Origin of the sequence: Mesorhizobium tianshanense (assembly GCF_007830515.1) — a bacterium.
In the GTDB taxonomy this organism is placed as follows: domain Bacteria; phylum Pseudomonadota; class Alphaproteobacteria; order Rhizobiales; family Rhizobiaceae; genus Mesorhizobium; species Mesorhizobium tianshanense.
The window spans coordinates 1-14,848 of sequence record NZ_VLKT01000100.1; the positions used below are offsets into that span (position 1 = coordinate 1).

Annotated in this window: 11 protein-coding genes, 1 tRNA gene and 2 pseudogenes; 5 read left to right on the forward strand and 9 right to left on the reverse strand. The window is 63.7% G+C overall.

Annotated features, from left to right (window positions below; genetic code table 11):
* Positions 1-152, reverse strand: a pseudogene (locus IQ26_RS37160) (IS5/IS1182 family transposase); the annotation flags it as partial.
* Between the two features lie 228 nt (positions 153-380).
* A tRNA-Pro gene (locus tag IQ26_RS37165) sits at positions 381-457 on the reverse strand.
* Positions 458-660: 203 nt separating this feature from the next.
* Between IQ26_RS37165 and IQ26_RS37170 the strand changes: the two genes are divergently transcribed.
* Positions 661-2,181: a phosphomannomutase/phosphoglucomutase gene (locus tag IQ26_RS37170; RefSeq protein ID WP_145723325.1), complete on the forward strand. Its 1,521-nt coding sequence runs from the start codon at positions 661-663 to the stop codon at positions 2,179-2,181.
* Positions 2,182-2,286: 105 nt separating this feature from the next.
* On the opposite strand, the gene IQ26_RS37175 is transcribed toward IQ26_RS37170, so the two are convergent.
* Positions 2,287-3,168 carry an NmrA/HSCARG family protein gene (locus IQ26_RS37175; protein ID WP_145723326.1) on the reverse strand — a complete coding sequence of 294 codons (882 nt, stop codon included), beginning with the start codon at positions 3,166-3,168 and terminating at the stop codon, positions 2,287-2,289.
* Positions 3,169-3,267: 99 nt separating this feature from the next.
* Here IQ26_RS37175 and IQ26_RS37180 point away from each other — a divergent pair, with 99 nt between their 5' ends.
* On the forward strand, positions 3,268-4,167 hold the full coding sequence (locus IQ26_RS37180; RefSeq protein WP_145723327.1) for a LysR family transcriptional regulator: 900 nt from the start codon (positions 3,268-3,270) through the stop codon (positions 4,165-4,167).
* 85 nt (positions 4,168-4,252) lie between these two features.
* Here IQ26_RS37180 and betB read toward each other — a convergent pair whose 3' ends face one another.
* From betB to betI, 5 genes are read right to left on the reverse strand one after another with little or no spacing between them, the layout of a single operon-like run.
* Positions 4,253-5,716, reverse strand: a complete 1,464-nt coding sequence (gene betB, locus IQ26_RS37185) for a betaine-aldehyde dehydrogenase (protein WP_145723328.1) — start codon at positions 5,714-5,716, stop codon at positions 4,253-4,255.
* 52 nt (positions 5,717-5,768) lie between these two features.
* Positions 5,769-7,421: a choline dehydrogenase gene (gene betA, locus IQ26_RS37190; protein ID WP_145723329.1), complete on the reverse strand. Its 1,653-nt coding sequence runs from the start codon at positions 7,419-7,421 to the stop codon at positions 5,769-5,771.
* A gap of 3 nt (positions 7,422-7,424) precedes the next feature.
* Entirely contained in the window at positions 7,425-8,432 is a 1,008-nt protein-coding gene (locus IQ26_RS37195; protein ID WP_145723330.1) for a threonine/serine dehydratase family protein, read from the reverse strand.
* Positions 8,429-9,958, reverse strand: coding sequence for a choline-sulfatase (gene betC, locus IQ26_RS37200; protein ID WP_145723331.1), 1,530 nt, complete (start codon positions 9,956-9,958; stop codon positions 8,429-8,431). Before betC ends, IQ26_RS37195 begins: the two co-directional genes overlap by 4 nt.
* Entirely contained in the window at positions 9,958-10,545 is a 588-nt protein-coding gene (gene betI / locus IQ26_RS37205; protein WP_145723332.1) for a choline-binding transcriptional repressor BetI, read from the reverse strand. The genes betC and betI overlap by 1 nt, the downstream gene beginning before the upstream one ends.
* A 228-nt stretch (positions 10,546-10,773) precedes the next feature.
* On the opposite strand from betI, the gene IQ26_RS37210 reads away from it, so the two are divergent.
* Positions 10,774-11,940, forward strand: coding sequence for an acetyl-CoA acetyltransferase (locus IQ26_RS37210; protein WP_145723333.1), 1,167 nt, complete (start codon positions 10,774-10,776; stop codon positions 11,938-11,940).
* 82 nt (positions 11,941-12,022) lie between these two features.
* Positions 12,023-13,027, forward strand: a complete 1,005-nt coding sequence (locus tag IQ26_RS37215) for an asparaginase (RefSeq protein WP_145723334.1) — start codon at positions 12,023-12,025, stop codon at positions 13,025-13,027.
* 10 nt (positions 13,028-13,037) lie between these two features.
* Here IQ26_RS37215 and IQ26_RS37220 read toward each other — a convergent pair.
* A pseudogene (locus tag IQ26_RS37220) lies at positions 13,038-14,413 on the reverse strand (TIGR03808 family TAT-translocated repetitive protein).
* A gap of 173 nt (positions 14,414-14,586) precedes the next feature.
* On the opposite strand from IQ26_RS37220, the gene IQ26_RS37225 reads away from it, so the two are divergent.
* Positions 14,587-14,848, forward strand: a 262-nt coding sequence (locus tag IQ26_RS37225; RefSeq protein ID WP_145723335.1) for a transposase family protein, incomplete at its 3' end; no start/stop codon positions are given.

Consider the following 14,848-nt stretch of genomic DNA (forward strand, 5'->3'; position numbering starts at 1 on the left):
GAATAGACGGCGCCGAAACGCTCCTCCAGCACCGGCCAGTCGATCGCCTGCGCCAGCCGCACCAGCTCGTGCTTCATGTTGATGATCTGATCGAGCCTGGAGCGGAACAGATCCTGCTCTCCCGTCTCGCGCTTCTCGCGTGGCTTGGACATTCGCCGTCCCCTCGATTCGCCGCCGCCGAACCGAGTGAATCACGCTCCGCAGCACAAGGGAATCGCAAAACCAAATTGCAGGAAAACAGCGCTCATAAACCGCCAATCCTGCAATTCCAAAGCCGCTATCCGCCTCAATCAACATGCCAGATCAATGGCTTGCGGATAGTTCACGGTCGACATCTGTGGGGTAGGCAGTATTCGGGATGCCTAAGTCATTGTTTTTTCTGGTCGGAGTGGCAGGATTTGAACCTGCGACCCCATCGTCCCGAACGATGTGCGCTACCAGGCTGCGCTACACTCCGTGACCAGACCGCGGGCTTATAGCCGCCGCACTTCGTTCCTGCAAGCGTCAATGGCGGTGCTATTGTCGCATTTCTTGCGCTTTCGCCTTAAGGTCATACAGGTTTCAGTTTCCCGAGGGATAAACACGGCTTAAAGGCTCGTGTAATACGCATCGGCCACCTGCCTTGAAACACTCTGGTTCCAGTCGCTTGGAGTTGCTGTCTTGCCCCTGAAGATCGTTAGCGAAGCCCGTCCCAACACCTTCGAGTTCGAAACCTCGGCGCTGATCAAGCCGTCCGGCTTTCGTGAGTATGATGCGCGCTGGTGGTTCGGCCACCCGGCCTCGGCGGAGCCGCCGGAGCTCAACCTGATCGGTGTCCAGGCGCTCGGCATGGGGCTCGGCACGCTGATCCGGCGCCTAGGCGCCGGGCCGGATATCGTGACCGGACATGATTTCCGTTCCTATTCGCTGGCGATCAAGCTGGCGCTGGTTTCCGGACTGATGGCCGCAGGCGCGCGGGTTAGGGATATCGGGCTGGCGCTGTCGCCGATGGCCTATTTCGCCCAGTTCGCGCTCGACGCGCCGTCCGTCGCCATGGTCACCGCCTCGCACAACGAGAACGGCTGGAGCGGCGTCAAGATGGGGGCTGCGCGTCCCCTGACCTTCGGTCCGGAGGAAATGAGCGCATTGAAGACGATCGTGCTTGCGGGCGACTTCGATCTTGTCGGCGGCGGCTCGTATGACTTCGTTCCGGATTTCCGCAAAACCTACCTGGACGACCTGACCCGGGACAAGCGCATATCGAGGAAGCTCAAGGTGGTCGCCGCTTGTGGCAACGGCACCGCCGGGGCCTTTGCGCCTGAGGCGCTGGAACGTATCGGCTGCGAGGTGATCCCGCTCGATGTCGAGCTCGATCATACGTTTCCGAACTACAATCCCAATCCCGAAGACATGAAAATGCTGCACGCGATCCGCGACAAGGTGCTGGAAACAGGAGCCGACGTCGGACTTGGCTTCGACGGCGACGGCGACCGCTGCGGCGTGGTCGACAATGAAGGCAACGAGATATTTGCCGACAAGGTCGGCGTTATGCTCGCACGCGACATTGCGCACCTTTATCCGGGCTCGACCTTCGTCGTCGACGTCAAGTCGACCGGATTGTTCAACACCGATGCCGCGTTGCGCGCCGATGGCGCCGTCACCGACTACTGGAAGACCGGCCACTCCTACATAAAGCGGCGCGTGGCCGAGCTCGGCGCCATCGCCGGTTTCGAGAAATCCGGTCATTTCTTCTTCAACCCGCCGATCGGGCGCGGCTATGACGATGGTCTCATCACAGCCATCGCCATCTGCCAGATGCTCGATCGCAGCCCGACAAGCAGCATGGCCGATCTTTATCGCGACCTGCCGCTGACCTTCGGCACGCCGACCATGTCGCCGCACTGCGCCGACGAGCTGAAATACGGCGTCGTCGAGCGTGTCGTGTCCGACTTCCAGGCGATGAAGCAGGACGGCGCCATCTTCGCCGGCCAGAAGATCGCCGAGCTGATCACCGTCAACGGCGTTCGCGTCGTTGCCGAGGACGGCACCTGGGGTCTGGTGCGGGCGTCCTCGAACAAGCCGGAGCTTGTCGTGGTGGTGGAAAGCCCAGTGTCGTCCGAGCGGCGCCGGCTGATGTTCGAAGCCGTCGATGCGGTGCTGCGCCGCAGCCCGGAGGTCGGCGCCTACAACCAGACTTTCTAGATTCGCCTTTCGTCGCATCGCGACGAAAAGGCATAAGAGAGGCGGACCCCAGCATCTGCCGTGTTCCGCCTCCGGATTACAATCGACCCAGGCGCCCAAGTGAACTCAGGTGGCTGACTGCACAAGCACGCTCCAGTCGAACGCTCGTGCCCAGTCGGCAAAACTGTGCCAGCGGACCTCCTGGAAATCCCTGTGCAAGGCAGCGATATCGACGTCATAGCCGACGCGGTCGAACCACTCGAACATGAGTGCTGCATCCTCGCTCTGCTGGCGGGCCGCGGCGATCGGGATTTCGTGGTAGCCGATCGGGCGGCCAATGGCTTGCGAAAGGATCTTCGCCTGGTCTTCGCCGGACAATTCGTCCCCGGCGAAATCGAAACGCTTGCCGAACACGCGCTCGCGCCGCTCGGCCAGGGCGGCAACGAAGGCTCCGATGTCGGCCAGGGCCACCAGCTGGAGGACACGTTTGGCAGGCATCGCAAAGGCATGCGTGCCTTGGCTGAGCGCGCCGATCGACCACGGCGCGACGACATTCTCCATGAAGGCAACCGGTGCGCTGATCGTGTAGGGGATGCCGAGCCGCTCGACATGCTGCTCGACAAGATATTTGCTTTCGAAATGCGGGATGCCGGTGTTCTTGTCGGCATCGGCAACGGATGAATAGATCAGATGCCCGACGCCGGCAGCCTTCGCCGCGTCGGCGGCAACGATCCCCTGGCGGGTTTCCTCTGCCATGCCAGCCTCGTAGCTGTTGCCCATCAGGAACATGGTATCGACGTCACTTGCCGCCTCCACGACGGAAGCCGAGTCACCGAGATCGCCAGTCACGATTTCAACACCCGCCGACGCCAGCTGCCGTGCGCCATCGCTGTCCGGCTTGCGGGTCAGTGCCTTGACGCGATGTCCCTTCGACAGCAGGGCGCGCGCAACCGCGCCGCCTTGCTGGCCGGTGGCACCGGTAACCAGAACGCTTTGTTTGGTTGTCATATGTTTGCTCCTTCTTTTTCAGGTGGAGCAAAATTAGGGCCTGTCGCATTGATGCGTAATTGCCTATAATTGGAAAACTTTGTCCCATATTTGGATACAATGCTCGATCTCAACGATATCGTCGTGTTCGCTCGCGTCGTCGAGGCCGGCAGCTTCACCGCTGCCGCGCGCCTGCTCGCCATGCCGAAGACAACGGTCAGCCGCCGCGTTGCCGCACTCGAACGCGAGGTCGGGGTTCGCCTGCTGCAGCGCACGACACGCAGCCTCAACATGACGGATGCCGGGCGCCTCTATTACGAGCAGAGCAGCCAGGCGCTGCGGACGCTCGAGGACGCAAATCTGCGTCTCGCCGAAGCAAGAGCGGAGCCATTGGGCACGATCCGCATTTCGGCTCCCGTCGGCTTCGGCGGCTATTTCCTTACCCAGGCCGTGGTCGACTTTCTTGCGATGTATCCGAAAACCAAGGTCGAGCTACGCCTGACTGACGACCAGCTCAATCTGGTCGAGGACGGCATAGACCTCGCTTTCCGTACCGGGGTCCTTCAGGATTCCACGCTGATTGCCCGCAAACTTGGCCCCACGCACAGGCTGCTCTGCGCCAGCCCGGACTATCTCGCAAGGCACGGGATGCCGGAAAGCCTGGCGGATCTCACGCACCACCAGTGCGTCATCGCCGGCCCTTCGACCTCGGGCGCTCATTGGGTGCTGGACGGGCCGCACGGCCAGGAAACGGCCACGGTGGCTGGGCGTTTTGCCGCCAATGAAATGCAGGCGGTCGTTGCGGCGGCGGTCACTGGTTTCGGCGTCGCCCAATTGCCCCACAGCATTGCCGAAGCGCTCATCAACGAGGGGCGGCTGCGCCGCGTTCTTCCGGACTACACGACACCGGCGGGCGGGCTGCATGTCCTCTATCCGAGCAGCCGGCATCTTTCGCCCATCGTCAAGGCCTTCATCGAGCTGGCGGCCGAGCGGATTTCCAATCGGGTAAACACCGCTTGAAGGCATGCGTGGTACCCAATCCACGCACGTCTGTGCCTGACGCAGTATCTGGATCTGACTGCCGACAGCTTCGCAGCCAGCGGCCTCAGTACGGGCTCGCCACATCCCCAGTCTCGACATAGACCGACTTCAGCTGCGAATAGAGCGCCAGTGCCGCCAGCGAATTTTCCCGCCCGATGCCCGACTGCTTGAAGCCGCCGAACGGGATTTCGACCGGCGTCAGATTGTAGGCGTTGATCCAGCAGGTGCCGGCCTGCAGCTCGGCAATGACGCGGTGCGCGCGCGGCAGGTCGCGCGTGAAGACGCCCGCGGCAAGGCCGAATTCCGTGTCGTTGGCGCGGTCGATCACCTCGTCCTCGCCGTCGAATTTCAGCACGCTCATCACCGGCCCGAAGATCTCCTCGCGCGCGATGCGCATGGTGTCGGTGACGCCGGTGAAGACCGTCGGCTCGACGAAGAAGCCGCCTTGGAAACCCTGCAGCGAAGGCACGTTGCCGCCGCAGGCGAGCACAGCACCATCCTGCTTGCCGGCCTCGATATAGCCGATCACCTTCTCGTGCTGCGCCTTGTTGACCAGCGGCCCCATCTGCGTTTCCGGGTCGAGTGGATCGCCGATGCGGATCTTTTTCGTCCGCTCGGTCAGGCGTTCTACGAAACGGTCATGAATGCCCTTCTGGACGAAGACCCGCGTGCCGTTGGAGCAGATCTGGCCGGTGGAGTAAAAGTTGCCGAGCATGGCACCGCCAATGGCGTTTTCGAGATCGGCATCGTCGAAGACGATCAGCGGAGACTTGCCGCCGAGCTCCATGGTGGCGTGCTTCATCTTCGAGCCGGCGAGCGACAGCACCTTTCGGCCGGTCGGCACCGAGCCGGTCACCGAGACTTTGGCGACGACATCGTGCCCAACGAGGCCGGCGCCGACATCGCCGTAGCCTTGCACCACGTTGAACAGCCCGTCGGGCAGGCCGGCCTCGGTATAGATTTCGGCCAGCGCCAGCGCCGACAGCGGCGTGTTCTCCGACGGCTTGAACACCATGGCGTTGCCCATGGCGAGCGCCGGTGCCGATTTCCAGCCGGCGATCTGGATCGGGTAGTTCCAGGCGCCGATGCCGACGCAGACGCCAAGCGCCTCGCGCCGCGTGTAGGCGAAGGGTCCGCCGAGGTCGACGGCCTCGCCGTTATAGGATGCGACAGCGCCGCCGAAATATTCCAGGCAATCCGCGGCCGAGGGGGCATCCGCCACCAGTGTTTCCTGGATCGCCTTGCCGGTATCCAGCGTCTCGATGCGCGCCAGGTCGGCGTTGCGCGCGCGCAGTATGTCGGCGGCGCGGCGTAGGATGCGTCCGCGCTCGACCGGCTTCAGCCGAGCCCAGGCTGGTTGTGCTGCACGCGCTGCTTCGATCGCAAGCTCCAGCACGTTCGGCGTCGCTGAACGCAGCATCGCGATGGTCTCGCCGGTTGCCGGATAGATGACCGGCAGTGGCGCACCCTGCTCGTCGTCGATGTAGCGTCCGTTGACATAGTGCGATGCGGTCGGCTGCGCGCGCATGGCTGTTCTCCAATCGTCTTCGCTAGGGCGGAGCAGTCCGCCGGATCATGGCCTATCTGTCCGACACCTGCCAGCGCGGATTGACCCATGGTTCCTGGTTGGACGGCGCCAGCGGCGTGCGGCCAAGAATGTGGTCGGCGGCCTTCTCGCCGGTCATGATCGACGGCGCGTTGAGATTGCCGTTGGTGACCCGCGGGAAGATCGAGGAATCAGCGACCCGCAATCCCTCGACGCCGATGACACAGCATTCCGGATCGACGACGCTCATCGGATCGTCGGCGCGGCCGATTCTGCAAGTGCCGCACGGGTGGTAGGCGCTTTCGGCGTGATCGCGGATGAAGGCGTCGAGATCGTCGTCCGACTGGACGTGCGAACCAGGCGAGATCTCCTTGCCGCGATAAGGGTCGAATGCCGATTGGCCGAAGATCTCGCGGGTCAGCCGGATGCAGTGGCGGAATTCCGTCCAGTCGTCCGGATGCGACATGTAGTTGAAGCGGATCACCGGCTTCGATTTGGGATCGGGCGAGCTCAGCGTGACGGAACCGCGCGACTTCGATCGCATCGGTCCGACATGCGCCTGGAAGCCGTGCGCCTTCGCCGCCGCCTTGCCGTCATAACGAACCGCCGCCGGGATGAAATGATATTGGATGTCGGGATAGTCGACACCGGCGCGCGAGCGCACGAAGGCAGCCGCCTCGAAATGGTTGGTCGCGCCGAGGCCCGACTTGAAGAACAACCATTGCGCGCCGATCATGGCCTTGGAGAATGGATTCAGCACCGAATTCAACGTGATCGGCTGCGTCGATTCCTGCTGGATATAAAGCTCCATATGGTCCTGCAGGTTGCGGCCGACGCCGGGCCGGTCGGCGACAACCTGAATGCCGTGTTCCCTGAGATGTTCTGCCGGGCCGATGCCGGACAGCATCAGGATCTTGGGCGAATTGATCGAGGAGGCGGCAACGATCACCTCACGTCGCGCCTTGATCACCTGAATCCGTTTGCGCGCTTCGATCTCGACGCCGATGGCGCGTTGATTCTCGATGATCACCCGCCGGGCGAAGCCTTTGATCAGGCTAACATTTTTCCGCCTGAGCGCCGGCCTGAGATAGGCGCTCGCCGCCGACCAGCGGCGTCCGCCGCGAATGGTCTGTTCCATCGGCCCAAAGCCTTCCTGCTTCGCGCCGTTGTAGTCGTCGGTCACCTCGAAGCCGGCCTGACGGCCCGCCTCGACGAAGGCGCCGTAGAGTGGGTTCGTCCTTGAGCCGCGCTGCACGGTCAGCGGGCCGCCGTGGCCGCGCCAGCCATTCTCGCCGCCGTTGCTGTCTTCCATGCGCTTGAAGTAAGGGAGCACGTCGGCAAACCCCCAGCCAGCCGCGCCCTGTTCGGCCCAATGGTCGAAATCGCGTGCGTGGCCGCGCACATAGACCATGCCGTTGATCGAGGACGAGCCACCGATGACCTTGCCGCGCGGCGTCGCCAGCACGCGGCCGCCGAGATGCGGCTCCGGCTCGCTGGCAAAGCCCCAGTCGTAGAGGCTCATGTTGAGCGGGATCGACAGCGCCGATGGCATCTGGATGAGCGGACCGATGTCGCTGCCGCCAAATTCGATGACGATCACCGAGTGCTTGCCGTCCTCCGACAGCCGGTAGGCCATGGCCGAGCCGGCCGAGCCGGAGCCGATGATGACGAAATCCGCCTCAAGCATGGTTCATATGCGCCCATGGTTCATATGCGCAATGAAATCGGTGAGCGAGACATTGCCGCCGGTTGCCACCACGAGCGCGGTCTTGCCGCTCACATCCACCTTGCCGCCGAGCAGCGCCGCCAGCGATGCCGCGCCCGACGGTTCGAGCACCAGCTTCATCCGCTCGAAGGCGATCCGCATCGCACTGCGCACCGATTGATCGTCGACGGTGATGCCGCGAACGCCAGCGGTCTTGACTGCCGCGAACGGCGCGTCGCCTGGCTTGCGCGCCATTAGCCCGTCGCAGATCGATTTCGGCCCGATCGGCATGGTTTCGATCGCGCCATGCGCCAGCGACGAGCCCATGCCGTTAAAACCTTCCGGCTCAACGCCGATGATCTTGGTCGCCGGCGACAGATAGTGGAAAGCCAGCGAAACGCCGCCGATCAGCCCGCCGCCGCCGACCGCGCAGAACAGAAAATCGGCGCTGGCATCCCTGGCATCGAGTTGCTCAAGTGCCTCCAGCCCGGCACCAGCCTGGCCGGCGACGATCTCGGGGTCGTCGAACGGATGCAGTAGCGCCAGCCCCTCGGTCTCGGCGATCTCGCGCGCCTTGGTGGCGGCAACCTCCTCACGCGCGCGTTCGCCATGGTCGGTCAGCACCACGCGCGCGCCATAGCCGGCCGTTGCGTCGCGCTTGGCGGCCGGCGCGTCGATCGGCATGACGATGGTGACCGGGATGCCCAGCGCCTGCCCGGCGGCGGCCAGCCCTTGCGCGAAATTGCCGGAGGAATATGCAACGACGCCCTTCCTGGCTTCATCGGGCGACAGCCGCTTCAGCCGCCAATAGGCGCCGCGTACCTTGAACGAGCCGGCCCATTGCAGCGACTCCGGCTTGACGAAGACGCGGGCAGCTCCGGTCTCCCTGGCGAGCGCCGCCGATTCCAGCAATGGCGTGACCTGCGTCGCCTTACCGGTGACCGCATAGGCCTGCCTGAGGTGATCGAGGGAGGGGACGAGGGTTGTCATCATTCGCCTCGCGGATACCTTTTGCTCTCTTCGAGATTGTCGAGGTTCATGTGGTTGCGCATGTAGCGCTCCGACGCCTTCTGCAGCGGCTGGAAATCCCAAGGATAGTAAGCGCCGTTGCGCAGCGCATGGTAGACGACCCAGCGGCGCGCCTGGCTCTCGCGCACGGCGGCGTCGAAGCCGGCCATATCCCAGCGCGCCCGGACCTTGTCCATGAATGTTGCCACCAAGCCCGCATTGGCCGGGTCGGCTGCTAAATTGTCTCGCTCGAGCGGATCGGCTTCGAGTTCGAACAGCTGCGGCGGGTCAAGCTCGCAATGGACGAACTTGTATCTGCCGTCGCGGATCGCCACCAAGGGCGCGCAGGAGCCTTCCGCTGCATACTCCATCAACACAGGCGCGGTGCGCTGCCTGCCCTCGGTGAGCGGCAGCAGCGACTGGCCGTCGGTCCACGGCGCAATCGCGCTCATGTCGATACCGGCGAGGTCGCAAAGCGTCGGCGCCACGTCGAGATTGGAGACTGGCGCCTCGATCAGCCCGGGGGGCACCCCCTTGCCGGCGATCATCAGCGGCACCCGCACCGAGCCTTCGAAGAAGCTCATCTTGAACCACAGGCCGCGCTCACCGAGCATGTCGCCGTGGTCCGAGCAAAACAGGATGACAGTGTCGTCGAGCATGCGCGTTCGCCCGAGAACGTCCAGAAGCTCGCCGAGCTTGTCGTCGACAAAGGAGATGTTGGCGAAATACCCGCGCCGCGAACGACGCACCTGCTCAGGGGTGATCTCGAAAGAGGGATAGTCGCTGGCGCGATACAGCCGCTGCGAATGCGTGTCCTGATCGTCATGCGCGATGAACCCCGTTTCCGGATCCAGCGCCTGGCAATGCTCATAAAGATCCCAATACTGCTTGCGCGCGACATAGGGATCATGCGGGTGCGACAGCGAAACGGTGAGGCACCAAGACCGGTGGTTCGCATCGTCCTGTTCGCGCGAAAGCTGATAGAGCTTCTGCGTGGCCAGGAACACGACCTCGTCATCATACTCCATCTGGTTGGTGATCTCGGCGACACCGGCACCAGTCACCGAACCGAGATTGTGATACCACCAGTCGATGCGCTCGCCGGGCTTGCGGTAATCCGGCGTCCAGCCGAAATCCGCCGGATAGATGTCGGTGGTCAGCCGGTCCTCGAAGCCATGCAGCTGGTCCGGCCCGACGAAATGCATCTTGCCCGACAGGCAGGTGTAGTAGCCGGCGGCGCGCAGATGATGGGCGAAGGTGGGGATCGACGAGACGAATTCGGCGGCGTTGTCATAGACCCCGGTGCGCGACGGCAACTGGCCGCTCATAAACGAGGCGCGGCCCGGCGCGCAGAGCGGCGACGCCGTATAGTTGTTGGCAAAGCGTGCCGAGCGTGCGGCCAGCGCCTTGAGATGCGGCGCATGCAGAAATTCTGCCGGCCCGTCCGGAAACAATGTGCCGTTGAGCTGATCGACCATGACGATCAGGAAATTGGGTCGCTTGGAGGTCACTACGCGCTCCGCTCGTTGAGCTTGGTTTCGAGATAGTCCTCGATCAGTGCGATCGCGGTCGCGGCATTGGGCACGCCGTCCTTCAGCGCGCGCCTGATATAGAGCCCGTCGATCAGCGCAGCTGTCGCCTCGGCGACGCGGTCGGCTTCGCTTCTCGGCAGGATGCCGGTCAGTCCGCTCAGCAGATTGGAATGCAGGCGCCGCGCATAGACCTTGAGCAGCCGGCGCAGCGCTGACGATTTCTGCGCCTCGACATAGAAGGCGAGCCAGGCGGCGATCGTCTCCGGCTGGAACTGGACGTCGGAGAAATTGACGGCGACCACGGCCGAAACGCGCTGGCGTGCCGTGCTGGCCGAACGAAGCGCGCGCCGCATGTCGGCGGTCAACTCGGCCAGGATGTGCCGCATCGTCGCCAGCAAGAGTTCGTCCTTGGCGCCGAAATAGTGATGGGCAAGCGCCGAGGACACGCCGGCGCGCCCGGCGATCTCCGACATGGTCACATCGAGCGAACCGCGCTCGCCGATCGCCGAGATCGTCGCGTCGATGAGCGCCCTGCGCCGCAATGGCTCCATTCCGACTTTCGGCATTCTTGCTCCGGTCCCTTGCAGCAAGTTTATTTTTTATTGACGGATCAATCAACAAAAATCCCCGATTTCCATGACCTGAGGTCGGGCGCTGGGGACAACGCCGGTCGGATCAACCGATTGTGTGCCTCTGGCTCTTCACAGGATCTGGAAAGCGGTTCATAGTTGAACAATATTGATGGAATGCGCCGTGACGCCACGAACCGGCTGGCGCGGAAGATGGAGATCGCCATGACAGCATGCATCGTCGGCTGGGCGCATTCGCGCTTCGGCAAGCTCGAAGGCGAGACACTGGAGGGCCTGATCACCAAGGTTGCAGCCGACGCGCTCGACCATGCCGACATCGGTCCGGACGAGGTCGACGAGATCGTGCTTGGCCACTTCAATGCCGGCTTTTCCGCGCAGGATTTTACCGCAAGCCTGGTCCTGCAGGCCGACGACCGGCTGCGCTTCAAGCCGGCGACGCGCGTCGAGAACGCCTGCGCCACCGGCTCGGCGGCGGTCCGGCAAGGCATCCGCGCCATAGACGCCAATGCGGCGCGCATCGTGCTGGTGGTCGGCGCCGAGCAGATGACGACGACGCCCGGTCCGGAAATCGGCAAGAACCTTCTCAAGGCCTCGTATCTGCCCGAGGAGGGCGATACGCCGGCAGGCTTCGCCGGCGTTTTCGGCAAGATCGCGCAAGCCTATTTCCAGCGCTATGGCGACCAGTCGGACGCGCTGGCGATGATCGCCGCCAAGAACCACAAGAACGGCGTTGACAATCCCTACGCGCAGATGCGCAAGGATTTCGGCTACGAGTTCTGCCGGCACGAGAGCGAGAAGAACCCCTTCGTCGCTGGCCCTCTGAAGCGCACCGACTGCTCGCTGGTCTCCGACGGCGCCGCCGCCCTTGTCCTTGCAGACACGGCGACGGCGTTGAAGATGCGCCGCGCGGTCGCCTTCCGCGCCAACGAGCATGTGCAGGATTTCCTGCCGATGTCGAAGCGCGACATCCTGGCCTTCGAAGGCTGCGAGCATGCCTGGAACCAGGCTCTGAAGAGCGCCGGTGTGACGCTCGACGATCTGTCATTCGTCGAGACGCATGACTGCTTCACCATCGCTGAACTGATCGAATATGAGGCGATGGGCTTGGCCAAACCCGGCGAGGGCGCCAGGCTGGCGCTGGACGGCGAGACGGCGAAGGACGGCCGGCTGCCGGTCAATCCGTCCGGCGGGCTGAAGTCGAAGGGGCACCCGATCGGCGCCACCGGCGTGTCGATGCATGTGCTGAGCGCCATGCAGCTTGTCGGCGAGGCCGGCGGCATCCAGGTACCGGGAGCAAAGCTCGGCGGCATCTTCAATATGGGCGGTGCCGCAGTCGCCAACTACGTTTCCATTCTCGACCGGATAAGATAAAAGCGGCCCCGCATTACAGCGCCGCGCGCCTTTCCGGGCGCGCAAAGGGACGCTGTAACGCTTTGATCTTAGCGGGGAATTCATGACAAATCCGGTTCTGGTCGAAGTCTTGCGCGGCGCGGTGGTCGAGAGCGCCCATCGTGGCGCCATTGCGGTCTTCGATGCCGACGGCAGGCCGTTCCTGGAGATCGGCGATACGACACGCCCCCTGTTCCCGCGCTCGGCTGTCAAGGCGATCCAGGCGCTGCCGCTGGTCGAAAGCGGTGCCGCCGACGCGTTTGGCTTCGGGGACCGGGAACTGGCGCTTGCCTGCGCTTCGCATTCCGGCGAACCCGCGCATGTCGAATTGGCGCGGGCGATGCTGGCGAAGGCCGGGCTGGACGGGGCGGCGCTGGAGTGTGGCGCGCATTGGCCATCGAGCCATGATGCGACGGTTGCGCTGGCCAGCGCCGGCAACTTGCCAAACGCGCTGCACAACAATTGCTCAGGCAAGCATGCGGGCTTCCTCTGCACCTGCGTTCACGCCGGCATCGCCCATCGCGGCTATGTCAAATCAGGCCATGCCCTGCAGGAGATGGTCCGCGACGCGATGCAGGCCGTAACCGGGGCTGCCCATGACGTCGATCATTGCGGCACCGATGGCTGCTCGATCCCAACCTATGCCGTGCCACTGCGCAGCTTCGCACTCGGCTTTGCCCGCATGGCGACCGGTGTCGGTTTTGAGCCCGTACGCGCCAAGGCCGCAAAGCGGCTGCTTTCAGCCTGCATGGCGGAGCCCTTTCTGGTCGCCGGCACGGGCAGGGCCGATGTTGCGCTGATGGGGGCCGCGCCAGGCCGGATTTTTGTGAAGGGAGGGGCCGAAGGCGTCTATTGCGCGGCTCTTCCCGAGCTTGGCCTCGGCATTGCACTTAAATGCGATGATGGCGCCGGCCGTGCGGCTGAAGTCATGGTCGCGGCATGCATTGCCAGGCTTTTGCACACCGACAAGGCGCTGGCGGCGAAGCTGATCGAACAGGCAAATCCGCCCATCGAAAGCCGGATCGGCGCCAAGGTCGGCGCCCTCCGCCCCACCGCCGCGCTGAGCTGAGAACCGGCATTCATCTCACATGATTGCGCTCGATGGTCAGATGCGCGTAGCCGGCATTGCCTGCTGAGGCGAGGTCGCTAGTCACCGGCTCGGCCCAGCGGTGGCCGACGATCGCGCCGTTTTGGGCGCCGTCGATGACGTTGTCGGAGATGACCGCCGTCCCGGCGCCCTCGACCACGGTGACGGCGATGCCGGTTCCGGTCTTGCGGATGACGTTTGCAGTGGCGACCACGTTGCGCATGAACGGCCCCCAGCCGATGTGCATGCCGTAGAGCGGCGCATTCTCGATGACGTTGCCGGAAACGGTGGTGTCCGCCTCGACGCCGATACCGACGCCGAAACCAGGCGCATCGGCAGGGTAGGGGCCTGATGTCGAGAGGTTGCGGACGATGTTTCCGGAACACACGCCTATGCGGCCGCCTTCGTTGAAATTGACGATAGAGATGCCGTTGGCGGCGCTATCGACGATGTTGTGCTGACGATCGCTCCCTCGAAGGAGAATTCGGAATAGAGCGCCGTTTCGCCCGACCGCGAGCAGGTGTTCCCAGTGATATGCAGATTGCTGGCGCTGTTGGCGCGGATGGCCGAAAACGCGCAGTCCGAGACGATATTGCCCGAGATGATCACGTTGCCGGCGCGGAACGCATTGATGCCGTTGCCGTTCTGGCCGGTTCCACCGCTGCGCGCCTGGATGCGCTCGACGCGGTTGCCGCTGACGATGGTGCCGTCCTCGGCGGCCTGCCAGCGATGCACGAGGATGCCGCCATTGGCGCAGTCGGACACCGTGTTGCCTGATATCTCCAGGCCGGCGGCTTCGACCGAATAGATGCCGGCGTCGGCCGCGCCTGAAATTTCTGAGCGTTCGATGCGGCCCGAAGCGTGCTCGAGCGCCAGTCCGCTCTTGCCGCTGCCGGTGACCTGGCAATTGTCGATGACGAGATGGTTGATGCGGCGCAGGTCAAGCAGGCCTTGCGCGTAGTCGCCCATCCAGCGGTTGGTGCCGTCGAACACCAGTCCGGTGAATTCGATGTGCTCGGCCTGTTCTGCCATGAGCAGATGGCCATTGCCGCCACAGACGATCCGCGATGCGCCCGGCACGCCGGAAAGTCTGATACGGCTGGGCAGCGACAGGTTGGATACGACATAGGTTCCCGGCGGCAGGAACACCGGCATGTCGCGGTCGTTCGCGTCGCGCAGCAGCCTGGCGAAGGCTTTGCTCTGGTCGTCAAGCGCACTGGGCTGCACGCCAAGGTCGGCAGCGTTGATCGAGCCGCGAATCGAGGCATTGTCGACGGTGGGTAGGCTGGCGGCCGCGGCCTTGCCGAGCGAGAGGCCCATGACGGCAAAGCCGGCGGTCTGCGTAAGCAATTTTCGTCCGTTCAACATCGGCACAGATTCCCAGCGTTCGGCCGTCGCGCCGCAGGAATCGTGCCAGACCGGATTGGCCCCGGTCCGGTTCGCCGGGAGGGCAACGAGCTCAGGTTAACGGCGGGTTGTAATTTGTGACACGACGTAGGTTAGCGTGATTCAAGAGGCTTCCGGAGATTCGGGAGGAAGCCATGAGTGAAGATGTTGCCACGCGCCGCGAGAGTCTTTTGGAGCATTTTTCGGCCATCAAGGACAGCCGCCAGCCGTGCAAGGTGATGTATCCGCTCAGCGAGGTGCTGCTTTTGGTGGTCTGCAGCACGATGGCGGCCTGCGACGACTACGACGACATCGTTCTATGGGCAAGCAGGCATCTCGACTTCCTGCGGCGTCTGCAACCCTATCATTTCGGCATTCCCTGCGCCGACTGGCTGCGGGTGGTGATGAACCGGATCG